The 20,559-nt window shown below is 66.1% G+C and carries 24 protein-coding genes; 20 read left to right on the top strand and 4 right to left on the bottom strand.

All coding sequences use genetic code 11. The features are described 5' to 3' along the window. Window positions 1-64 precede the first annotated feature (64 nt). From FHP25_RS09515 to FHP25_RS09490, 6 genes are all read left to right on the top strand, one after another. The gene (locus tag FHP25_RS09515; protein WP_147846686.1) at window positions 65-1,000 is read left to right on the top strand and encodes a YncE family protein; all 936 of its coding nucleotides are present in this window, start codon (window positions 65-67) and stop codon (window positions 998-1,000) included. Window positions 1,001-1,002: 2 nt separating this feature from the next. Further along, window positions 1,003-2,070, top strand: coding sequence for an ornithine cyclodeaminase family protein (locus FHP25_RS09510; protein WP_147846685.1), 1,068 nt, complete (start codon window positions 1,003-1,005; stop codon window positions 2,068-2,070). A 108-nt stretch (window positions 2,071-2,178) separates the two neighbouring features. Continuing rightward, window positions 2,179-3,069: a DUF1259 domain-containing protein gene (locus FHP25_RS09505; RefSeq protein ID WP_218578296.1), complete on the top strand. Its 891-nt coding sequence runs from the start codon at window positions 2,179-2,181 to the stop codon at window positions 3,067-3,069. 73 nt (window positions 3,070-3,142) lie between these two features. Continuing rightward, on the top strand, window positions 3,143-3,436 hold the full coding sequence (locus tag FHP25_RS09500; RefSeq protein ID WP_218578295.1) for a hypothetical protein: 294 nt from the start codon (window positions 3,143-3,145) through the stop codon (window positions 3,434-3,436). Window positions 3,437-3,533: 97 nt separating this feature from the next. After that, entirely contained in the window at window positions 3,534-4,541 is a 1,008-nt protein-coding gene (locus tag FHP25_RS09495) for a YncE family protein (RefSeq protein ID WP_218578293.1), read from the top strand. Window positions 4,542-4,548: 7 nt separating this feature from the next. Beyond that, window positions 4,549-5,199: a LamG domain-containing protein gene (locus tag FHP25_RS09490; RefSeq protein WP_178133416.1), complete on the top strand. Its 651-nt coding sequence runs from the start codon at window positions 4,549-4,551 to the stop codon at window positions 5,197-5,199. 275 nt (window positions 5,200-5,474) lie between these two features. Here the strand turns inward: FHP25_RS09490 and FHP25_RS09485 are convergent, their stop codons facing one another. Further along, window positions 5,475-6,206: a hypothetical protein gene (locus FHP25_RS09485; protein ID WP_178133415.1), complete on the bottom strand. Its 732-nt coding sequence runs from the start codon at window positions 6,204-6,206 to the stop codon at window positions 5,475-5,477. Window positions 6,207-6,372: 166 nt separating this feature from the next. On the opposite strand from FHP25_RS09485, the gene FHP25_RS09480 reads away from it, so the two are divergent. Next, window positions 6,373-7,419, top strand: a complete 1,047-nt coding sequence (locus FHP25_RS09480; RefSeq protein ID WP_147846682.1) for a DMT family transporter — start codon at window positions 6,373-6,375, stop codon at window positions 7,417-7,419. A 32-nt stretch (window positions 7,420-7,451) separates the two neighbouring features. Here the strand turns inward: FHP25_RS09480 and FHP25_RS09475 are convergent, their stop codons facing one another. Continuing rightward, window positions 7,452-8,261: an HAD-IIB family hydrolase gene (locus FHP25_RS09475; protein WP_147846681.1), complete on the bottom strand. Its 810-nt coding sequence runs from the start codon at window positions 8,259-8,261 to the stop codon at window positions 7,452-7,454. Window positions 8,262-8,352: 91 nt separating this feature from the next. Here FHP25_RS09475 and purB point away from each other — a divergent pair, with 91 nt between their 5' ends. After that, entirely contained in the window at window positions 8,353-9,678 is a 1,326-nt protein-coding gene (purB, locus tag FHP25_RS09470) for an adenylosuccinate lyase (protein ID WP_147846680.1), read from the top strand. A gap of 97 nt (window positions 9,679-9,775) precedes the next feature. Here purB and FHP25_RS09465 read toward each other — a convergent pair whose 3' ends face one another. Further along, on the bottom strand, window positions 9,776-10,105 hold the full coding sequence (locus FHP25_RS09465; protein ID WP_147846679.1) for a DUF1476 domain-containing protein: 330 nt from the start codon (window positions 10,103-10,105) through the stop codon (window positions 9,776-9,778). 165 nt (window positions 10,106-10,270) lie between these two features. Between FHP25_RS09465 and FHP25_RS09460 the strand changes: the two genes are divergently transcribed. The 4 genes from FHP25_RS09460 (at window position 10,271) to FHP25_RS09445 (ending at window position 12,746) form a co-directional block, all read left to right on the top strand. Next, window positions 10,271-11,125, top strand: a complete 855-nt coding sequence (locus FHP25_RS09460) for an FAS1-like dehydratase domain-containing protein (protein ID WP_147846678.1) — start codon at window positions 10,271-10,273, stop codon at window positions 11,123-11,125. Window positions 11,126-11,238: 113 nt separating this feature from the next. Beyond that, on the top strand, window positions 11,239-11,481 hold the full coding sequence (locus tag FHP25_RS09455; protein ID WP_147846677.1) for a carboxymuconolactone decarboxylase family protein: 243 nt from the start codon (window positions 11,239-11,241) through the stop codon (window positions 11,479-11,481). Window positions 11,482-11,532: 51 nt separating this feature from the next. Further along, complete coding sequence (locus FHP25_RS09450; RefSeq protein ID WP_178133414.1) at window positions 11,533-11,793, top strand: carboxymuconolactone decarboxylase family protein; 261 nt, start codon at window positions 11,533-11,535, stop codon at window positions 11,791-11,793. Between the two features lie 101 nt (window positions 11,794-11,894). Then, window positions 11,895-12,746: a hypothetical protein gene (locus FHP25_RS09445; protein WP_147846675.1), complete on the top strand. Its 852-nt coding sequence runs from the start codon at window positions 11,895-11,897 to the stop codon at window positions 12,744-12,746. A gap of 7 nt (window positions 12,747-12,753) precedes the next feature. Here FHP25_RS09445 and FHP25_RS09440 read toward each other — a convergent pair whose 3' ends face one another. Further along, window positions 12,754-13,890 (bottom strand): ferritin-like domain-containing protein, encoded by a 1,137-nt coding sequence (locus FHP25_RS09440; protein WP_147846674.1) that lies wholly within the window; start codon window positions 13,888-13,890, stop codon window positions 12,754-12,756. Window positions 13,891-14,153: 263 nt separating this feature from the next. Here FHP25_RS09440 and purC point away from each other — a divergent pair, with 263 nt between their 5' ends. The 8 genes from purC (at window position 14,154) to FHP25_RS09400 (ending at window position 20,538) form a co-directional block, all read left to right on the top strand. Then, a complete protein-coding gene (gene purC / locus FHP25_RS09435) occupies window positions 14,154-14,921 on the top strand; it encodes a phosphoribosylaminoimidazolesuccinocarboxamide synthase (protein ID WP_147846673.1) in 768 nt (255 codons plus the stop codon). 31 nt (window positions 14,922-14,952) lie between these two features. After that, complete coding sequence (purS, locus tag FHP25_RS09430) at window positions 14,953-15,195, top strand: phosphoribosylformylglycinamidine synthase subunit PurS (protein WP_147846752.1); 243 nt, start codon at window positions 14,953-14,955, stop codon at window positions 15,193-15,195. A gap of 57 nt (window positions 15,196-15,252) precedes the next feature. Next, on the top strand, window positions 15,253-15,939 hold the full coding sequence (gene purQ / locus FHP25_RS09425) for a phosphoribosylformylglycinamidine synthase subunit PurQ (protein WP_147846672.1): 687 nt from the start codon (window positions 15,253-15,255) through the stop codon (window positions 15,937-15,939). A gap of 202 nt (window positions 15,940-16,141) precedes the next feature. Then, window positions 16,142-18,388, top strand: a complete 2,247-nt coding sequence (gene purL, locus FHP25_RS09420) for a phosphoribosylformylglycinamidine synthase subunit PurL (RefSeq protein ID WP_147846671.1) — start codon at window positions 16,142-16,144, stop codon at window positions 18,386-18,388. Between the two features lie 6 nt (window positions 18,389-18,394). Continuing rightward, the gene (locus FHP25_RS09415) at window positions 18,395-18,631 is read left to right on the top strand and encodes a BolA family protein (RefSeq protein ID WP_147846670.1); all 237 of its coding nucleotides are present in this window, start codon (window positions 18,395-18,397) and stop codon (window positions 18,629-18,631) included. A gap of 58 nt (window positions 18,632-18,689) precedes the next feature. Beyond that, window positions 18,690-19,025: a Grx4 family monothiol glutaredoxin gene (gene grxD / locus FHP25_RS09410; protein WP_147846669.1), complete on the top strand. Its 336-nt coding sequence runs from the start codon at window positions 18,690-18,692 to the stop codon at window positions 19,023-19,025. A gap of 289 nt (window positions 19,026-19,314) precedes the next feature. Beyond that, the gene (locus FHP25_RS42445) at window positions 19,315-19,560 is read left to right on the top strand and encodes a type II toxin-antitoxin system prevent-host-death family antitoxin (protein ID WP_331461676.1); all 246 of its coding nucleotides are present in this window, start codon (window positions 19,315-19,317) and stop codon (window positions 19,558-19,560) included. A 339-nt stretch (window positions 19,561-19,899) separates the two neighbouring features. Beyond that, window positions 19,900-20,538: a GNAT family N-acetyltransferase gene (locus FHP25_RS09400; protein WP_147846668.1), complete on the top strand. Its 639-nt coding sequence runs from the start codon at window positions 19,900-19,902 to the stop codon at window positions 20,536-20,538. The last annotated feature ends 21 nt before the right edge of the window (window positions 20,539-20,559 follow it).

Below are 20,559 nucleotides of genomic sequence, written 5' to 3'. Positions count from 1 at the left end.
TCATCGCCGGCGCCATGGTCGCGACAGCCTTCGGGCTGCGCATGCGCCGCCGGCAGGAGGTGCCATGATGGCCGTTTCACCCTTGCGCCTCGCGGGATATGTCGAGCTGCCCGAGCACCGGGCGAAGGGCGGCTTCGACCATGCCGCGGTCCATGGCGCCACGGGCCATGTCTATGTCGCGCACACCGCCAACGACACGGTCGACGTCTTCGATCCCGCAGCGCGGCGGCATCTCTTCTCGATCCCCGACGCACCTGGCGCCGCCGGTGTCCTGGTGTGCAGCGAGGTGGTCATCGTCTCCAACCGCGCGGCCGACACGATCGGCGTGTTCGCGCCAGGGCCCCATCCCTTGGTGCGGCGCATCGCGGTCGGCATGCGCCCCAACGGCCTGGCCTACGATCCCGGCCGGCAGATGGTGCTGGCGGCCAATGTCGGCGATCCGTCCGTGTCGGGCTCGCACACGCTCTCGATCGTCGGCCTGGCGCCCGATGGCGTGCGCCGCGAGATTGCCGTCCCCGGCCGCACGCGCTGGGCGATCTTCGATCCTGACCTGGCACTGTTCTACGTGAACATCGCCGACCCGGCCGAGATTATCGTCGTCGATCCGCGGCAGCCGGACAGGATCGCCCGCAAATTCGCCGTTCCCCATGCCGGTCCGCATGGCCTTGATCTCGACGGCGCCACCCACCGCCTCTTCTGTGCCTGCGATGCGGGCATGCTTGTCGTCCTGGATGCCCGGTCGGGAAGCGTGCTGTACGAGAGACCGCTCAGCGGCGTACCCGACGTCGTCTTCTTCAACCGCCAGCGCCGGCAGCTCTACGTCGCCGTGGGCGATCCCGGCGTCATCGATGTCTTCTCGACCGCGACTCTGGAGCGGCTGGCGGTCGTCGAGACGGAGGCGGGATCCCACACCACCGCCCTTTCCCCCGCCGGAGACCGGCTCTATGCCTTCCTGCCTCGCACACATCGGGCGGCAATCTACGATCTGGCGAGCGACTAGCCATGGTCACGCTCACCACAGGTCCCGATCCAGCAAGCGCACCGTTGGGCGACGGGGCGTCCAGTGGACATGCGATCGCAGCGCAGGATGGTCTGCTGGTGCTGTCTCGGGCTGAGATCGCACGCCTGCTGTCGTTCAGCGACTATGTCGACGCTGTCGAGGGGGCGCTCAGGGCCGCCGCTGCCGGTCGCGCGACCGCACCACCGGCGTCCGCCCTGCACGTGGCCGATGGCTCGTTCCATGCCAAGGCGGGCGCGCTGGTCGACGACGGCGGCACCGTCGTGGCGATCAAGCTGAACGGCAACTTCCCCGGCAATCCAGCCGCCTATCGGCTGCCGACGGTGCAGGGCGTGATCTATCTCGCCGATGGTCGGAATGGCCGGCCTTTGGCGCTGATGGATTCGATCGAGGTCACCATCAATCGCACAGGTGCGGCCACCGCGTTGGCGGCTCGCCACTTGGCGCGCCCCGATTCGCGCATCGCCACGATCTGCGGCGCAGGCGTGCAGGGCCGCATCCAGGCCGTGGCCGTCGTCGCCGCCGCCAAGCTCGAACGCGTGCATGTCTGGGACGCCCGGCCGGAAGCGGCCGTCGCTCTGGCCGCTGAACTGGCCCGCGAGCTGCGGCTGGATGTGCGCGCGAGTCGTGATCTGGCGCCGGTATGCGACAGCGACATCGTCGTCACCTGCACTTCCGCCCGCCGGGCCTTCCTCACGCGCAGCCTGATACGGCCGGGCACCTTCGTCGCCGCGATCGGCGCCGACAACGACGACAAGAGCGAGATCGATCCGACGCTGTTTGCTTCCGCACGCGTCGTGGTCGATTCGCTGGAGCAGTGCGCCAAGATCGGTGACCTGCACCACGCGCTGGAGGCCGGCACCGTCACGCGTGGTGACGTGGATGCGACGCTGGCCGAGATCGTAGGAGGTGGCAAGCCGGGACGATGCGACAATCACGAGATCACGCTGTTCGACAGTACCGGTCTGGGACTGCACGACGTTGCGGCGGCGTACGCGATCTATCGCCGCGCGCTGGCCCAGGGTTTCGGCACGCGTTTGGTCCTTAACTGAACTGAACGGAATGCGGATCGTATCGCAGGCAATTTGAACGCTGGAAGATCACAACGATCGAACTTCGGGTTGCGGGTGATAGCCACATCGATTGGGATGGAGATTTCCATGCTTCGTATGGTCAGCACCGCAGCAGCCATCTTCATCACGGGCTGCTTTCATGTGTTTCCTGCCCGGGCGGCCGATATCGACTGGTCAAAGGTCGCAACGGCCTTTGGCCGACCTCTGCCGGCCGCCGCTGCCGGCATCTATCGCTTCGGCTTGCCACGCGGTGATCTCAAGGTGGTTGTGGATGGCGTCGCGATCCGCCCTGCCTTCGCCTTGGGCGGATGGATCGCGTTCATGCCGGCGGGCGATGGCGTCATGGCGATGGGCGACCTCGTCCTCACTCAGAGCGAGGTCAACCCGGTGATGAAGCGCCTCATCGAGGGCGGCTTCGAGATCAGCGCCGTCCACAATCACCTGCTGCGCGCAGAGCCGTCGCCCATGTACATGCATGTCAGCGGCCATGGCGATCCTGTGCGTCTTGCCGAGACACTACGCGCGGGGCTCGCCCTCAGCGCCCTGCCCGCAGCCTCTGCACCGGCTTCACCACCGCCGCCACTCGACATTGACACGGCCGCGATCGACAAGATCATGCAGGCGAAGGGCGCCGCGAATGGCGGCGTCTACCAGTTCAGCGTACCCAGGCCGCAGCCGGTTCATGAAGGCGGTATGGAAGTGCCGCCCGCCATGGGATCGGCGCACGCCATCAACTTCCAACCGACCGGCGGCGGCAAGGCCGCGATCACCGGTGATTTCGTGCTGCTGGCCGATGAGGTCAATCCAGTGCTGCGCACGCTGCGCGACCATGGCATCGAGGTCACGGCAGTGCACAGCCATATGTTGCGTGACGACCCACGGCTGTTCTTTATGCATTTCTGGGCCAATGATGACGCCATCACCCTGGCACGTGGCGTGCGCGCCGCGCTCGACATGGCCAAGGGCAAGAGCGGTTGACGTCGGCACGGTTACGCCTTTTCCGCAAGCAGCCGGCATGGGGATCGCCGTCGATTTTCCGGAGGGTCACGTCATGAGATTGCTGATCGCGATTGCAAGTGTCGTTCTTGTCACAACGGCCGCCACCGGGGTGAACGCACAGCCGATTCTCCGGGATCCGGGCACAGGCGTGGTCCTGGCGCAGGCGGAGATGACACCGTCGGAGAAGGCTGCTCGCTCGAAGCTGGAAGCGGCCGGGTACAGCCAGATCAAGGACATCAAGTCTGGTCCGGAAGGCATCACGGCAACGGCGGTCAAGGACGGAAAGGAGGTGGCCGTCATCGTCGACTCCGGCGGCAGGATCAAGGAACTGCGCCCGAAACAATGAACGGTCGGAGTCAGGGGAGGCGCCGTGCCTGTTCCCGAGCTGATTGTCCGTGACCACCGATGCGTGAGCACGGCTATCGTCCTCGATGGAGGTCGCAATGGTGTTCCGATCAGGCGGACTGGCCTTTTTATTTGGAGCGTTGCTGGCAATATCGTTCGGTCGCATGACCGTGGCCGAACCCAATCCCTCCCTGGTGCTGGAACGGACGATTCCACTCAAGGGAGTCTCTGGGCGGATCGACCACTTGGCGGTGGACCTTGGGCGTAGCCGTCTGTTCGTCGCCGAGCTTGGCAACAACACAGTCGACGTAATCGATCTGGCCAGCGGCCAGGCGCTCCATCGCATCGCCGACCTCAAGGAGCCGCAGGGTGTCGCGTACACGAAGCAGGGGGACGTCCTTGCCGTCGCCAATGCCGGCGACGGATCGGTCCGGCTTTTCCGCGCCGATGATTTCTCCGCGGTCGGAACCGTCGCGCTGGGTGACGACGCCGACAACATACGTGTCGAACCGCGTCGCGGTCATCTCATCGTCGGATACGGCAGGGGCGGCCTGGCCATTCTCGACTCGACCAGCCGCTCCCTCGTCGGCACGATCAGCCTTGAAGCGCATCCGGAAGGTTTCCAGATTGATCCGCGAACGCAGAGGGTGCTTGTGAACGTCCCGGACGCTCGGCAGATCGCCGTTGTCGATCTGGAGGCCCGCAAGCAAATCGCGACCTGGAAGGTGCCGGCTGCGCGCGCCAATTTTCCCATGGCGATCGACGGCGATGCGGCGAGACTCGCAACGGTGTTCAGAAATCCCGCACGGCTGATCCTGCTCGATACCGGGACCGGAGGGGTCGTCTCCAGCCTCCCCACTTGTGCTGACTCGGATGACGTCTTTTTCGACGCCAAGCGTCGCCGGATCTATGTCAGTTGCGGCGAGGGTGCGGTCGATGTGTTCCAGGGCTCTGCAGCCGGCTATCAGGCAGCCGATCGCATCAAGACGTCCTCGGGGGCACGCACCTCTCTTTTCGTTCCCGAGCTGGACCGCCTGTTCGTCGCCGTCCGTGCCGGCCTGCTCGGATCGGACGCATCCATCCTGGTGTTTCGACCCGCACCGTGAGGCTGAGATGTCCACCTATCGAATCGCTCTCGCCGCAGCTGCCATGCTGAGTACGCATGCCACGACACAGACGCACGCGCAGCACCCGATTCCCGTCGAGCTGGTCTCCTCGACCGGCACGCCGACCTGCACGCCGGCGTTGACCGGCAGCGGCAAGCCCGTGCGCTGGGAGGTCGTGGCAGCGCCGGGCGCACCCGGCGATCGCGCCGTTGCCGAGACAACACGCGACCGTACTGACGAGCGTTATCCGCTCTGCATCCATGAACCACTATCAGCGGCAAATGTCGACGTGACGCTGAACTTCAAGCCGGTCGACGGCAAGAACGACCGGGCGGGCGGCATCGCGGTGCGCCTGCGTGATGCCGACACCTACTATGTCGTGCGCGCCAACGCGCTGGAGGACAATGTCAGGCTGTATCACGTGCTCAAGGGCGTGCGCCGGCAGTTCTCGGGCAAGGATGGCGTCAAGGTCGCATCGGGCCAGTGGCACACGTTGCGCCTGCGCGTCGTCGGCGATGCGTTCGAGGTGTTCTTCAACGGCCAGCCGCTGTTTGCTGCCCGAGATGCCCGCATCACGGCCGCCGGCAAGGTGGCCGTGTGGACCAAGGCCGACAGCCTCACCCAGTTCGGCGCGATGACGGTAACGGTGCTGCCGTGACAGGTGCGACCGAACGGAGCTACCTTGCCGAGGGTCACGCCGGCCTGGGTCAACTCGATGCATGGATCCGCCAGGATCCGGTCCACCGCGACGATTGCGATTGCCCGATGGCGAAAAAGGAAACATGCACGACGCATACGTCATCAACGGCAATACCTTGAAGCTGGCATTCACCCCCGAGGATCTGCTCATCGCGCCTGATCCGAAGCCAATGTTGCCGCAGTAGGCAGACGTCAGTTCCCTCGGGAACTGCTGGAGCCCATGCTTATAGATACTCAGGCTACGCGCGGAAACGCGGCGGCCAGCATGAGCACGCCGAGCAGAAGCACGATCGCTGAACTGCCGATCTCGATGACCTGCATCACGATCCGCACAGATCGTCGCGATGGATCGAGCAGTTTCAGCCCGAGGCGGCGCGATGCTATGGCAATCGTGCCGATGAGCGCGATGGTCATCGCCGCGCCCACGCTGACGAAACCCGCCTGGACAAGGCCGGCGGCGAGGGCCTGACTGCCCAGAGCGTACGCAAACACGATCATCGTCAGTGGGCACGGCAACATGCCGACGGCAACGCCAAGCAGCGGCCGTGGCCGCCCGTCGCGCCGGTCATGGGCATGATCTGCGCCGCCGGTGATCGCCTTTGCCAGGTACCAGACACCGATGGCAGCGACGATCACACCACTGAAGACCTCCACGCCGGCGGCGGCCCCCACCGGGCGGCCGAAGCGGCTGACAGCACCGCCCAGCAGACTGACCAGCAGCACAGCGAAGACGCCGTGCGCCGTGGCGGCTACAGTCCCCACGCCAAGGCCCGCGGCGGGATGTGCATCCCTGCCGATGAAATGGGAGAACACAACCGACTTGCCGTGGCCGGGCGTAAAGGCGTGGACGCACCCCAGAGCGATCGCCAGGCCCGCCGTACCGAGGAATTGCGGGACAGAGTCGAACATTTGGGTGCCCTGCACACCGAGCTGCTGCTGCAGAGCGCGTTGAAGGCTGAAGATCATCTCGGGGATTGTCTCCACGGCCGGAATCACTCTCCTTTGAGAAATTCGTCAGTCAGTGTCACTGGGCGCGAAGCCATAAGATAACGACAAGCGCGCTGAACCGGCATCGTCTAAACTGTCACGGTTAAAGTGACAGAGCCGCGCTTTGCTTCCGAGGATCCGCCACATGAATATTACGGCCGTCGCCTACGCCCTCGCCGCGGCCGCCTTATTCGGCATGTCGACGCCGATGGCGAAAGCACTCGTCGGCGTGGTGGATCCCTGGCTGCTGGCGGGCCTGTTCTATCTCGGCTCGGGTGTCGGCCTGAGCGTACTGCATACGGCGCTGGGACGATGGCGGCCGGCATCGGAAGCACCGCTGGCGCGCCGCGATATTCCTTGGCTTGCGGGCGCAATCCTGTCTGGTGGTGTTGCCGGGCCGATCCTGCTGCTGATCGGATTGACGAAAACCGAAGGCACGACGGCGTCACTGCTGCTGACCATGGAAGGAGTCGCCACGGCGCTGATCGCCTGGTTCGCCTTCCGCGAGAACTTCGATCGGCGCATTGCTCTCGGCATGGCCCTGATCGTGGCCGGTGCCATGGTGCTGGCCTGGCAGGATGAACCGGGCTTCGCCGGCATTCTGGGTCCGCTGCTGATCGTGGGTGCGTGCGTCGCCTGGGGCATCGACAACAACCTGACGCGCAAGGTTGCGCTGGCCGACCCGCTGCAGATCGCGATGATCAAGGGCCTCGTCGCTGGTCCCGTCAGCCTGGGGCTGGCGTTTGCCAACGGCGCTACGCTACCGGCGACCCATTCCGTCATCGCCGCCCTGGTGGTCGGTTTTCTCGGATACGGCGTCAGCCTGGTGCTGTTCGTTGTCGCGCTCAGGCATCTGGGCACGGCAAGAACCGGCGCCTATTTCTCGACCGCGCCCTTCTTGGGCACCGCCGTCGCCATTCCGCTGCTGCATGAGCCGCTGTCGCTGCAGCTCCTGGCCGCCGGCGTGCTGATGGGTGCCGGCGTCTGGCTGCACCTCACGGAACGTCATACGCACGAGCATGAGCACGAGGTGATCGAGCACACCCACCGCCACATGCACGACGACCACCACCGCCACGCGCACGATGCCGCTGACCCGCCGAGCGAGCCTCATAGCCATCGCCATGTTCATGTCCGGCTGCGTCACGCGCACCCGCATGTGCCGGATGCACATCATCGCCATGTGCACTGATCAAAGGCGCCTCAAGGATCCATCCCGAGCTCCTATCGCGCCGCCAGCAGCGCCTGCGCCAGCTCGGCGAAGCCGGCGCCCGACCGCGCGGTGGTGATCCAGCGCGGCAGGTGCGCCATCCGGTCGGCGAAGTCGCGCACATTGGCGACGCCGACGGCGTCGGGGAAATAGCCGAACATCGGGGCATCGTTGGGCGAGTCACCCGAAAACACGTAGTGCTCCCGTTCGGCGTCGAGATCGACCCCGAACAGCTCGCGCATCATCTGGCGGGTGGTCGTGAGCTTGTCGTAGTCGCCGAACCAGCCGTTGACATGGATCGAGCTGACCTTGGCCTGGGCGCCATGGGCTTCGAAGATCGCCACGATCCGGTCGACCGCGGCGCGCGGCAGCGGCGGCACGTCCTCGCAGAAATCGATCGCGAGGTCGGCTAGCCGATAGGGCTGATCGGAGGCGATGCCGGCCCCTGGCACGTCGCGCAGCACGGCGGCGCGGACCGCCTGCAGCCGGCGGCGCCCCTCCTCGCGCTCGGCATCGGGCTGCACGAAGCGGGTGCGCAGCTTTCCGGCCTGGCGGTCGAGCCACATCCAGAAGGCGCCGTTCTCGCCCACGACCGCGTCGACCGGCCACATGCGGGCGATGTGGTCGCACCAGCCAGCCGGCCGGCCGGTGACCGGCACGACCAGCAGGCCGGCGCCTTTGAGGGCGGCCAGCGCGGCATAGGCCTCGCCGGTCAGGCTGCCATCGGTGGTGAGGGTTTCGTCGATGTCGGTGAAGATGCCGCGCACCAGGCGTCGCGCGGACGCAGAAAAGGCGGATAGCGGCAGCAGGCGCTGATCGGACATGAGCACTCTTTGATACGGGCGGACGCACGATTCTTACCATGGCGGCGCCGGGCGAAGGGCTGTAAAAGGCGCCGTCAAGAACGAGGCCGAGATGATCCCCCGCTACAGCCGCCCCGCGATGGTCGCGATCTGGGAGCCGCAGAACCGGTTCCGCATCTGGTGCGAGATCGAGGCGCATGCCTGCGATGCCATGGCCACGCTCGGCGTCATCCCCGAAGCGGCCGCCGCGTCCATCCGCGCGGGTGGCCGCAAGGCCATGGCGGCGATGGCGGCCGACCCGGCGACCCATGTCGCCCGCATCGACGAGATCGAGCGGGTCACCAAGCATGACGTCATCGCCTTCCTCACCTGGCTGGCCGACTTCGTGGGTCCGGATTCGCGCTTTGTCCACCAGGGCATGACCTCGTCGGACGTGCTGGACACGACGCTCGCCGTGCAGCTGTCGCAGGCCGCCGACCTGCTGCTGGAGGATATCGACAAGGTGCAGGCGGCGCTGAGGAAGCGCGCCCTGGAATTCAAGGATACGCCGACCATCGGCCGCAGCCACGGCATCCATGCCGAGCCTACGACCTTCGGCGTCAAGCTGGCCGGCCACTACGCCGCCTTCGCGCGCTGCCGCGAGCGTCTGGCTGCTGCCCGCAAGGACGTCGCGACCTGCGCCATATCCGGCGCGGTGGGCACCTTCGCCAACATCGACCCACGGGTCGAGGCGCATGTCGCAGCCAAGCTGGGCCTGGCGCCGGAGCCGGTCTCCACCCAGGTGATCCCGCGCGACCGCCACGCGATGCTCTTCGCCACCCTGGGCGTGATCGCCGGCTGCATGGAGAACCTCGCCACCGAGATCCGCCACCTGCAGCGCACGGAGGTGCGCGAGGCGGAAGAGTTCTTCTCGCCCGGGCAGAAGGGCAGCTCGGCGATGCCGCACAAGCGCAACCCGGTGCTGACCGAGAACCTCACCGGCCTGGCGCGCCTGGTGCGCGGCTACGTCGTGCCGGCGCTGGAGAACCAGGCGCTGTGGCACGAGCGCGACATCTCGCACTCCTCGGTCGAGCGCACGATCGGGCCGGATGCCACCGTGACCTTGGACTTCGCGCTCAACCGTCTGGCCGGCGTGATCGAGAACCTGGTGGTCTATCCCGAGCGCATGCAGGCCAACTTCGATGCGCTGGGCGGCCTGGTGTTCTCGCAGCGCGTGATGCTGGCGCTGACACAGCGGGGCATGAGCCGCGAGGACGCCTACGCCGCCGTGCAGCGCAACGCCATGGAAAGCTGGAAAGGCAACGCCTCGTTCATGGCGCTATGCCGCGCCGACGCGGATATCCGCCGCTGCCTCGCCGACGACGAGCTCGTGGCCCTGTTCGACCTGCGCTACCACACGCAGCACGTCGACACGATCTTCAAGCGGGTGTTCGGCTGACTCCTCGCAGCGTCGGGCAAGAGGCACGCACGACGCTACGCCCGAGAATGACAGGAAGGCGATAGACCTTCCTGCCGTGACGGCTTGACGGCGGAGGCTACTTCGCCTCCTGCATCACCTGCTCCTTGGCCAGGTCGAGCAGTCTTGTCATGTGCTTGCGCACGGCGGCGGCATCGATCGCCTTGCCGGCGGCGGTGAGGTCGGTCAGGACCTTGGTCAGCACGTCCTCGTCGCCGGGCTTGTCGAAGTCGGCCATCACGACGTCCTTGGCGTAGGCGTCCGCAGCCTCGCCCGATTTGCCCATCTCGGCAGCCGCCCACAGCCCCAGCAGCCTGTTGCGCCGGTTGTTGACCTTGAACTGCAGCTCCTGGTCCTTCTGGAACTTGGTCTCGAAGGACTTCTTGCGGTCGTCGAAGGTCGTGGACATTAGCGCGAGTCTCCCTGGCGTCATGGTCGGCGGCCCGCAGCCGCGGCCTTTATATAGCTATGCACATAGGCCAGCGCCACCCTGCCACGCCCGCCATTGTCGGCGCCGCTGTGGGAGTGGCACAGTATCGTCACATTTGATCACCGTACCCGGGATGGAACCGCCATGGCTGATGCAGCCTCCGACTATCGCGCCTGGATCGGACAGCGGCGCACGCACGAGGACGTCATCGCGCCCTTTCCGCCCAAGGCGTTGATCGCAACGTTCGACACCGGCGATCCCGACCCCCGTATCGGCGATCCCCTGCCGCCGGTCTGGCATTGGCTCTACTTCCTCGACACCGCGCCGTGGTCCAAGCTGGGCCGCGACGGCATGCCGACCCGAGGCGACTTCCTGCCGCCAATTCCGCTGCCGCGGCTGATGTGGGCGGGCACGCAATTCACGTTCCACGATGCGCCGCTGCGGATCGGCGATCAGGTCACCCGCGAGCAGGAGGTGTCGAGCATCGAGCCCAAGACCGGCAGCACCGGGCAGATGGTGTTCGTCACGCAGCGCCTGCGCATCCATGGTCCCGCCGGACTCGCCATCACCGAGGAGCGCAGCTCGGTGTTCCGTGAGGATGCCAAGCCCGGCGAAAAGCAGAAGGCGCCGCGTCAGGCGCCGACCGACGCCAGCTGGTCCAAGACGATCGCGCCCGACCCGGTGCTGCTGTTCCGCTTCTCGGCGCTCACCTTCAACCCGCATCGCATCCACTACGACCAGCCCTACGTGACCAGCGTCGAGGGCTATCCCGGCCTGCTGGTGCATGGGCCGCTGATGAGCCTGCTGCAGATCGAGCTGGCCCGCCGTTCGACCCCCGGCCGCAAGGTCGCGTCCTATTCCTGCCGTGCGCTGGCACCGGTCTACGCCAACGCCGCCTTCTCGGTGCATGCGCGGGCGGAAGCCGATGGCTCGGTGACCACCTGGATCGCCGACCCGAACGGCGGCATGGCGCAGCAGGGCAAGGTGACGTTCGCCTGATTTTTTGGACCGCGCGCGTCCACGCGCGCAATCGCCCGAAGCGCGAGCGGAGGGCGGCAATCGGTGCTGACACCGAGGCGTGCGGTCCGAACAAAGATCGAAAGGAGTACTTGATGCCACGCGTTCGCGAAATCACGGAGGATGGCGGCGATCCCATCCTCACCGAGATCTTTGACAAGGAGCGGGCGGCGTTCGGCGACCTGCTGAACCCCACCAAGGTGATGGCGCATTGCCCGCCGATCATGATCGCGGCCAAGCGGCTGAGCGCCGCCGTCGAGAAATCCAACCTCCTGCCGGCGCAGCTGCGGGCATTGCTCTACCTGCGGGTAGCGACCATCAACGGCTGTCCCTTCTGAATCGACATCAACGCATCACGTGTGATGCAAGGCGAGGAAGGCGAAGCCAAGATGCGTCAGGTCGCCGATTGGCGATCGAGCACGCTGTTCAGCGACGCCGAGCGCGCGGCGCTGGAGTATGCCGAGCGCATGACCATCACCGGCCAGCGTGTCGATGACGCGCTGTTCGAGCGGCTGAAGCGGCATTTCGACGAGCCCAAGCTCGTCGAGCTGACGGCGGCCATCGCCCTGGAGAACTTCCGCAGCAAGTTCAACGTGCCTTTGCAGGTCGACGCTCAGGGTTTCTGCATCGTGCCGCAACGGGGCACCTGATGCAGCGCCATCGGGAATCCGCTTGATCCGGCGCTGATCTCGTTCTTCCGTCGTGCCTTGGCCGGCAGCACCACGGCACGAACGGGTGATGGAGATCGCGCATGGCTTCCCCAGTTCCCGCACCGATCCTGCGCGCCATCGGCTGGCTGTGGTGCGCCGTGATCGTCGTCTACATCGCCTATGGCTGGTATGCCTACGCTGGCCTTTACCGCATGCTGGCCGAATGGCAGCTGGCCGTCTTCGGCGGCTACCGCGTGTTCCTGACCGCGCTGCTGCCGGCCATCGCGCTGGCGCTGCCCGGGCTATGGCTCGCCGGCCTCGGCCATCGCGGCGCGGAAGCCGCGCCGGCCAACCCGCGCCGCAGCCTGCTGCTGGTGACGGCGATCGGCGTGGCGGGGCTGGCCGTCGCTGCCGCTGCGGTGGTGCTGGGCCTGCAGGAAGCGCGCCGGATCCCGGTCGTGGCCACGCTCGACCTGCGCCAGTCGGCGACGCTGCCGGATGGCGACGTCTTCGTCGTCATCGGCCTGGCGCGCACCGACCTGATGCTGGCCTTCGCGACTGAAATGCGCGGCGCCAAGCGCGACTATGCCTACGTGCCGCTGACCACGCCGCAATGGCGGCGCGGCGAGCCGCTGGCCTATTTCCTCAAGACCAACCAGAACGCCTATATGCCGCCCGAGGGTGGCCGCATGTTCCGGCTGGCGCCCGGCGAGGCGCCGTTCCTGATGACCCTGCAGCGCGCCGTGGTCGAGACCGACACCCTGCCCGGTCCCGTGCGCGAGATCTACCGCACCCACAACGTGGCGCTGGCGCCTGAGCTGCACGTCTTCAGCCAGAACGTCTCCGTGACGCTGGACCACTACTGGATCACGGCCGCCATCGCCGGCCTGAGCGGCCTCGTCTGCCTGCTGGCCGCCGGCATCACCGCCCTGCGCCTGCGGCCCGGCGGCTAGGACCGCTTCACTCCGCCGCGACGGAAGGCTGGGCGATATCCTTGCTGACGATGCGGCGGCGCTTGGCGTTGATCTCGCGCAGGCTCACCATCATTTCCTCGGCGACGATGTCGCCGGGCATCTCCTCGCTCTCGGTGGCGAGCTCCTTCATGTCGACCCACACGGCGTAGAGCGGCTTGGTGCGGTCGCTGATGATGCCGGCATGCAGCAGCGTCTTGATCAGGACGCGGAAGATGTTGGTGTTGTCCTGCATGCGCGCGCGCCGGTCGTCGTCGGTGAAGGCCTCCTTCAGCGCGTCGCGGGCCCATTGCCAGTCGATGCCATATTTCTCGTAGACGACCTTCTTCTGCTCGGCGTTGATCAGGTTGAACAGCAGCACCTGGAAGCACTGCGCCGTCCAGTCCTCGACCTTGCGGTGCTCCTCCTTGGTCAGGTGCTTGATCGTCTTCTGCGCCCAGATGCGGCCGAAACGGTGGTGGAAGGCCTCGTCGCTCATCACCAGCTGGATCAGCCGGCGCAGGGTGGGATCGTTGGTCTTGGCGTTGATGGTGGCAAAAGCCCCCATCGCCAGGCCTTCGACCAGCATCTGCATGCCCACGATCTTCTTGTAGACCTCGTGCGCCGTGACCAGCTCGGTGAGCAGGTTGCCCAGAGTCGGCCCGACCGGCAGCGGCTCACCCCAGCGCGCCGTGATGTACTTCGTGAAGCCGGTGACGTGCCGGGCCTCCTCGCGCGCCTGGTTGGCGGCATATTCCTGCGCCCCCGGGTCGAGCAGGATGTGGCAGAGGCTGGCCGACAGCGACAGCGCCCCCTGCTCGCCGTGCAGGATGCTCGACAAGGAAAAGTGCGTCAGGTCGTTGGCGAAGCGGATCCGCTTGTCCTGCGGCACCCGCTCGATCACCGCGCATTTCAGCTCCAGCGTCTGGTCCTCGGGCAGGATGAGCTGGCGATCGGTGTCGAAGGGCGCGTCGAAATCGATATAGGCCTTGTCGAGCGGATCCCAGAAATGGTCGTGGGTCTGGGAGATGATGGTGTCGAAGGCATTCGACCGCCGGCCATAGCGCGGCACCGCCATCATGGCCGGGAAATCCTCCGGCGCCACGGTGTCGTAGGCGGCGTCGTAGGTGATCTGCTCGCTGGCCATGGCATTCCTCCGGCGCGCCCGTCCGGCGCACGGTTGATGAGCAATTGCCCCAACTTACAGGACGCTGCATCCTTCGACAATATGACGTTACCGTCATTTTCATAAAAGCAGCGTGATTTGGGAGTCTTGGATCAAGCCCGAGCCGGCTGGAAGATGGCCGGCCGGCGCTTGTTGCGCCGCAACGGACCCCCCTGCTAGAACCCCGCTTGCCCGGGGCCGGCCTCGCCCCTGGCATGGGCGCAGACGCGCCCCCGGAGATCGCCATGAGTAGCCGCCGACGCCGCATCTACGAGGGCAAGGCCAAGATCCTGTACGAGGGGCCGGAACCCGGAACCATCGTCCAGTACTTCAAGGACGACGCCACCGCCTTCAACAACCAGAAGAAGGGGACCATCACGGGCAAGGGCGTCATCAACAACCGCATCAGCGAATACCTGATGACCCGGCTGAACGAGATCGGCGTGCCGACCCATTTCATCCGCCGGCTCAACATGCGCGAGCAGCTCGTCCGCCAAGTCGAGATCATCCCACTGGAAGTGGTGGTGCGCAACGTCGCGGCCGGGTCGCTGGCACAACGGTTCGGCATCCCCGAGGGCCAAGCCCTGCCACGGTCGATTTTGGAATTTTATTACAAGAACGACCAACTCGGCGACCCAATGGTTACCGAAGAGCACATCACCGCCTTCGGCTGGGCCACGCCGCAGGACATCGACGACATCGTGGCGCTGGCGTTGCGGGTCAACGATTTCCTGTCCGGCCTGTTCCTCGGCATCGGCATCAAGCTGATCGATTTCAAGATCGAGTTCGGCCGCCTCTACGAGGAGGAGATGGTGCGGGTGGTGCTGGCCGACGAGATCAGCCCCGATTCCTGCCGGCTCTGGGACCTCAAGACCAACGAGAAGATGGACAAGGACCGCTTCCGCCGCGATCTCGGCAAGGTCGAGGAGGCCTATCAGGAGGTCGCGCGGCGGCTGGGCATTCTTCTCGACCCGGGTGCCGGCGACCATCGCGGCCCGGCCACCGTTCAATGACGATCTGGCCAATGACGATCTGGAGTGCGCCATGAAGGCCCGCGTGCACGTAACCCTCAAGACCGGCGTGCTCGACCCGCAGGGCAAGGCGATCGGCAATGCCCTGCACCGGCTGGGCTTCCCCGAGGTCGGCGACGTCCGTCAGGGCAAGTTCATCGAGCTGGAGCTGGCCGAGACCGACGCCGACCGCGCCAAGAGCCGGCTGGACGAGATGTGCCGCAAGCTGCTCGCCAACACCGTGATCGAGAACTACCGGATCGAGCTGGTCTCCTGATGCGGACACGCGCGACCCGAATCTCGCCTTCTCCCTCCTGACACCGCAGGCTGCGCGATGAAATCCGCCGTCCTCGTCTTCCCCGGCACCAATCGCGAGACCGACATCGCCGGCGCCATCGAGCGCAGCGCCGGCATCAAGCCGCATATGGTCTGGCATGGCGACAGCGACCTGCCCAAGGTCGATCTGATCGTGGTCGCCGGTGGCTTCTCCTACGGCGACTATCTGCGCTGCGGCGCCATGGCGGCTCACTCGCCGATCATGCGCGAGGTCAAGGCGCGGGCCGAGAAGGGCGTGCCCGTGCTGGCGGTGTGCAACGGGTTCCAGATCGCGGCCGAGATCGGCCTGGTGCCCGGCGTGCTGATGCGTAACGCCCACCTGCAGTTCGTCTGCAGCGACGTGAACCTCAAGGTCGAGAGCAGCCAGAGCCTGTTCACCCACCGCTACCAGGCGGGTCAGGTGATCCGGGTGCCGGTGGCCCATGCCGAGGGCAACTACTTCGCCGACGACGACACGCTCAAGCGCCTGGAGGATCGCGGCCAGGTCGCCTTCCGCTACTGCGACAGCACGGGCGACGTGACCGCGGGCAACCCCAACGGCTCGATCCGCAACATCGCCGGGGTGTTCAACGACACCAAGACCGTGCTCGGCATGATGCCGCACCCGGAGAACGCCACCGAAGCCTTGTTCGGCGGCACCGATGGCAAGCCGCTGTTCGATGCGCTGGCGGCGGCGCTGGTGTGATGAAAGAGACGTGCGCTTCTTCACCTCTCCCGCCACGCGGGAGAGGTCGACGAGCGCGTAGCGCTCGGCGGGTGAGGGCCCAAGGACACGGCGCCTCGTCCGTGGCCCCTCACCCTTCCCATTGCGCTGCGCACAATGGGCCCCTTCCTCTCCCGCGCCGCGGGAGAGGAGCAGGACGCCTCTTGCAACAGATGATCACACGATGACCACCTGGGAACAGAACCCGCCCGTCAAGCTGCCCAACGAGCCGGCGATCACGCCGCAGATCGTCGCCGAGCACGGGCTGTCGCCGGACGAGTACCAGCGCGTGCTCAAGATCATGGGCCGCGAGCCGACCATGGTCGAGCTCGGCGTCTTCTCGGCCATGTGGAGCGAGCACTGCTCCTACAAGTCCTCCAAGGTGTGGCTGAAGAAGCTGCCGACCGAGGCGCCCTGGGTGATCCAGGGGCCGGGCGAGAACGCCGGCGTGATCGACATCGGCGACGGCCAGGCCGCCATCTTCAAGATGGAGAGCCACAACCACCCGTCCTACATCGAGCCCTACCAGGGCGCCGCGACCGGCGTCGGCGGCATCCTCCGCGACGTCTTCACCATGGGCGCCCGCCCGATCGCCAACGTCAATGCACTGCGCTTCGGCGATCCGGAGCATCCCAAGACGCGGCACCTGGTGGGCGGCGTCGTGGCTGGCATCGGCGGCTACGGCAACTGCATGGGCATCCCGACCGTGGCCGGCGAGACCAGCTTCCACCGCGCTTACAACGAGAACTGCCTGGTCAACGCCATGACCGTGGGCATCGCGCGCGCCGACCGCATCTTCTATGCCGCCGCCGCAGGTCTCGGGAACCCGGTGGTCTATGTCGGCTCCAAGACCGGCCGCGACGGCATCCATGGCGCCACCATGGCGTCGGCTGAGTTCACCGAGGACAGCGAGAGCAAGCGGCCGACCGTGCAGGTGGGCGACCCGTTCGTCGAGAAGCTGCTGCTCGAGGCCTGCCTGGAGCTGATGGAGACCGACGCCATCGTCGCCATCCAGGACATGGGCGCCGCCGGCCTCACCTCCTCGTCGTTCGAGATGGCCGACAAGGGCGGCCTGGGGCTGGAGATCGCGCTCGACAAGGTCCCGATGCGCGAAACCGGCATGAACCCCTATGAGCTGATGCTGTCGGAGAGCCAGGAGCGCATGCTCATGGTGCTGAAGCCCGGCCGCGAGGACGAAGCCCGCCGCATCTTCGAGAAATGGGAGCTCGACTTCGCGGTCATCGGCCGGCTCACCGACACGCGCCGCATGGTGCTGCGCTGGTACGGCGATGTGGTCGCCAGCATCCCGATCCCGCCGGTCGTGACCGAGGCACCGGTCTACGAACGGCCGTGGACGGCAACGCCCCTGCCACCCGCGCTCGACGCCGCCACGATCGCGCCGCCGAAGGATTACGCCGACGCGCTGCTGCAGCTGGTGGGCTCGCCCGACCAGTGCAGCAAGGCCTGGATATGGCGCCAGTACGATCACCTGATCATGGGCAACACGGCGATCCGGCCCGGCGGTGATGCCGCGGTGGTGCGCGTGCCCGACGGCAACGGCAAGGCGCTGGCGATCACGTCGGACTGCACGCCGCGCTACTGCCAGGCCCATCCCGAGACCGGCGGCCGCCAGGCCGTGGCCGAGGCCTGGCGCAACCTCACCGCCGTGGGCGCCACGCCTTTGGCCTGCACCGACAACATGAATTTCGGCAACCCGCAGAAGCCCGAGATCATGGGCCAGTTCGCCGGCTGCACCATGGGCATGGCCGAGGCGTGCACGACGCTGGCCTTCCCGATCGTCTCGGGCAACGTCTCGCTCTACAACGAGACCCAGGGCCGCGGCATCCTGCCCACGCCGGTGATCGGCGGCGTCGGTGTGATGAAGGACGTGACCCGCTGCGTCGATATCGCTACCCGCGAGGCCGGCCTGGTGCTCGTGCTTATTGGCGAGACCAGGGGCCATCTCGGTCAGTCGATCTACCTGCGCGACATCCAGGGCCGCGAGGACGGACCGCCGCCGCCGGTCGATCTCACGGTCGAGAAGCGCAACGGCGACTTTGTGCGAAGCCAGATCCAGGCCGGCCATGTCGCCGCCTGCCACGACCTGTCGGACGGTGGCCTTGCCATCGCGCTGGCCGAGATGGCCATGGCCGGGGGCACGGGATTGACCATTGCCATCCCCGAGGACGCCGGCTGTCCCGTCCACGCCTACCTGTTCGGGGAAGACCAGGGCCGCTACGTCATGGCCGTGCGACCGGCTGTCGCCGACGCCGTCCTCGCCAGCGCCGCCGCGGCCAAGGTGCCCGCGACGCGGCTGGGCAGCAGCGGTGGCGCTGCATTGACAGTGGAAGGTGTGCTCGCCATATCCGTGGCGGACCTGCGCCGGACCCACGAAGCGTGGCTGCCGGCCTATATGGAAGTGCGGAGCTAGCCTGCCATGCCAATGGCCGCCGACGACATCGCCCAGCTCATCCGGGAAGGCATCCCGGATGCCCAGGTCCAGATCGAGGATCTGGCGGGTGACGGCGACCACTATGCCGCAACGGTCGTTTCGGCCACCTTTGCCGGCAAATCGAGGGTCGCCCAGCACCAGATGGTCTATGCCGCCCTGAAGGGGCGCATGGGCGGCGAGCTGCACGCCCTGAAATTGACCACCTTGGCGCCGCCGCGCTGATTGCGTAACATCCCCGTCAAAGGAACGGCCCCAACCCGGGCTCAGGCAGGAGACAGACATGAGCGACGTCGCCACCCGCATCCGCGACGAGGTCACGCAACACGATGTCGTGCTCTTCATGAAGGGCACGCCGGTCTTCCCGCAATGCGGCTTCTCGGCCGCCGTGGTCGAGGTGCTCGACCATATCGGGGTGCAGTTCAAAGGCATCAACGTGCTGGTCGACCCCGAGATCCGCGACGGCATCAAGGCCTACAGCGACTGGCCGACGATCCCGCAGCTCTACGTCAAGGGCGAGTTCATCGGCGGCTGCGACATCGTGCGCGAGATGTACAGCACAGGCGAGCTGCACCAGCTGCTGAAGGACAAGGGCATCGCGCTGAGCGAAGCCGCCTGACGCGGCAGCATCGGCTCCTAAAAGCGCCGTTCCGGGATACCGGAACGGCGCTTTTGTTTTTGCCGGGAGCGCCGACGTCTCGCCCGCCCTGCGACGCTCGCTCGTGATGAGGATCGTGCCAGAAAGTGGGGCGTCGTCGAGATGGATGAACGCATCTCATGGCGGTCTACCAAGGCCTGCGCATTCGGCACCGCCTTTCCGGAGGCCGTCATCGATACGGCACTTCAGAACCTACAGCGCCAGCTCCACTTCATTGATATTTCAGTGTCCAGAACGTATAATATGAGTTATCCGTATAACTGAACTGCGAGGACTCCATGGCTCAGACAACGGCCGTCGAGTTCAGCGCAAATTCGGCGAGTTCCAGCATCAAGCCCAGCGAGAGCCAGTTGAGATCACACGACACGGACGGCGTGAACTGGTGCTGATGTCCGCCGATCACTATGACTGGCTGGTGGCTCCCCTGCGTCCCCGCGCTTTGTCGTCATTCTCGCGATCACTCACGTCCGACCCGGCAGCGATACAGTCGGCGTAGAAATCCCGGCCAAAGTCCGTGAAGCCTTGGGATTGGATGACTCGCCGAGCTGGATCACCGTTTCAGAATTTAACGTCGATGAATGGCCGAACGCGGGCTTGGCACCACTACCGAGGCAGCCCGGTATCTTTAGCTACGGCTTTATTCCGCCCGCCCTCTTCGCTCAGGTGAAAGCGAAGTTTCTCGAGCTGTACGCAAACGGACGAAGTACAAGCGTGCGACGATGAGCTTCATCGGATCCATGCTCTGTCGCGAAATCATTGACGGAGGCGAGCACGCTGACCAAGACTTCGAGAAGACGCATAGAAGTGGCGCCGGAACGGCCTGCAGGGTGACGGAATGACAGACGATCGGACTTTCACCCCCGCCGTCCTCACAGCGGTCGACCGCGATGCCGCCGCGGATCTGCTGGCCGAGGTTTTCTTCGACAATCCAGGCCACACGTTCATCTATCCTGATGTCGCGAGCCGCCGCGAGCAGCTGCGATGGCTGATGCACACGAATTTGGGCGCGCAATTCGCGGTCGGCCGCAGCTTTGCCGAGAAGGATGCCCGAGGCGACATCGCCGCCATGGGGTTCTGGCACGCCCCCGGCACCCCGAAGGCGACACGCGAGCAGCTCGCCCAATTCGGCTTTCTTGATATGGCAGCGCGGCACGGCCAGGCGGCCTTCATGCGGATGATCCAGTCTGTCGAGGAACTTGAGAAACGTCGCGCGGACAGACTGGATGGCCGTCAGAGTTGGTACCTGAACAACATGGTCGTCAAGCCGGCCTACCAGGGTACAGGCCTGGGGACCCGGGTGTTGCGGCAACAGCTCGAACAGGTCGTCGACCCGTCAGGCTATCCGGCGTCGCTCACGACGCAGAAGCCGCAGAACGTGACGTTCTATCAGCGCCTCGGGTTTCGAGTGACGGACGACAGGCCGGTCGGCCCCGCTGCGAACAGCTTTCCCAACTGGATCATGATCTACGGTTAGGCCGGCCGCGCGGTCCTGGCG

This window comes from Vineibacter terrae (genome assembly GCF_008039615.1).
Taxonomy (GTDB): Bacteria; Pseudomonadota; Alphaproteobacteria; order Reyranellales; family Reyranellaceae; genus Vineibacter; species Vineibacter terrae.
Note: the sequence above shows the minus strand (reverse complement) of the source record. Positions and strands in the feature narration are given on the sequence as shown.

Coding starts and splice junctions, on each gene's coding strand:
- FHP25_RS09505 (WP_218578296.1), top strand. CDS start 2,179: ATGCTTCGTATGGTCAGCACCGCAGCAGCCATCTTCATCACGGGCTGC.
- FHP25_RS09455 (WP_147846677.1), top strand. CDS start 11,239: ATGCCACGCGTTCGCGAAATCACGGAGGATGGCGGCGATCCCATCCTC.
- FHP25_RS09515 (WP_147846686.1), top strand. CDS start 65: ATGATGGCCGTTTCACCCTTGCGCCTCGCGGGATATGTCGAGCTGCCC.
- FHP25_RS09415 (WP_147846670.1), top strand. CDS start 18,395: ATGCCAATGGCCGCCGACGACATCGCCCAGCTCATCCGGGAAGGCATC.
- FHP25_RS09445 (WP_147846675.1), top strand. CDS start 11,895: ATGGCTTCCCCAGTTCCCGCACCGATCCTGCGCGCCATCGGCTGGCTG.
- purB (WP_147846680.1), top strand. CDS start 8,353: ATGATCCCCCGCTACAGCCGCCCCGCGATGGTCGCGATCTGGGAGCCG.
- grxD (WP_147846669.1), top strand. CDS start 18,690: ATGAGCGACGTCGCCACCCGCATCCGCGACGAGGTCACGCAACACGAT.
- FHP25_RS09465 (WP_147846679.1), bottom strand. CDS start 10,105: ATGTCCACGACCTTCGACGACCGCAAGAAGTCCTTCGAGACCAAGTTC.
- purQ (WP_147846672.1), top strand. CDS start 15,253: ATGAAATCCGCCGTCCTCGTCTTCCCCGGCACCAATCGCGAGACCGAC.
- FHP25_RS09400 (WP_147846668.1), top strand. CDS start 19,900: ATGACAGACGATCGGACTTTCACCCCCGCCGTCCTCACAGCGGTCGAC.
- FHP25_RS09485 (WP_178133415.1), bottom strand. CDS start 6,206: ATGATCTTCAGCCTTCAACGCGCTCTGCAGCAGCAGCTCGGTGTGCAG.
- purC (WP_147846673.1), top strand. CDS start 14,154: ATGAGTAGCCGCCGACGCCGCATCTACGAGGGCAAGGCCAAGATCCTG.
- purL (WP_147846671.1), top strand. CDS start 16,142: ATGACCACCTGGGAACAGAACCCGCCCGTCAAGCTGCCCAACGAGCCG.
- FHP25_RS09510 (WP_147846685.1), top strand. CDS start 1,003: ATGGTCACGCTCACCACAGGTCCCGATCCAGCAAGCGCACCGTTGGGC.
- FHP25_RS09440 (WP_147846674.1), bottom strand. CDS start 13,890: ATGGCCAGCGAGCAGATCACCTACGACGCCGCCTACGACACCGTGGCG.
- FHP25_RS09450 (WP_178133414.1), top strand. CDS start 11,533: ATGCGTCAGGTCGCCGATTGGCGATCGAGCACGCTGTTCAGCGACGCC.
- FHP25_RS09495 (WP_218578293.1), top strand. CDS start 3,534: ATGGTGTTCCGATCAGGCGGACTGGCCTTTTTATTTGGAGCGTTGCTG.
- purS (WP_147846752.1), top strand. CDS start 14,953: ATGAAGGCCCGCGTGCACGTAACCCTCAAGACCGGCGTGCTCGACCCG.
- FHP25_RS09475 (WP_147846681.1), bottom strand. CDS start 8,261: ATGTCCGATCAGCGCCTGCTGCCGCTATCCGCCTTTTCTGCGTCCGCG.
- FHP25_RS09460 (WP_147846678.1), top strand. CDS start 10,271: ATGGCTGATGCAGCCTCCGACTATCGCGCCTGGATCGGACAGCGGCGC.
- FHP25_RS09500 (WP_218578295.1), top strand. CDS start 3,143: ATGAGATTGCTGATCGCGATTGCAAGTGTCGTTCTTGTCACAACGGCC.
- FHP25_RS09490 (WP_178133416.1), top strand. CDS start 4,549: ATGTCCACCTATCGAATCGCTCTCGCCGCAGCTGCCATGCTGAGTACG.
- FHP25_RS09480 (WP_147846682.1), top strand. CDS start 6,373: ATGAATATTACGGCCGTCGCCTACGCCCTCGCCGCGGCCGCCTTATTC.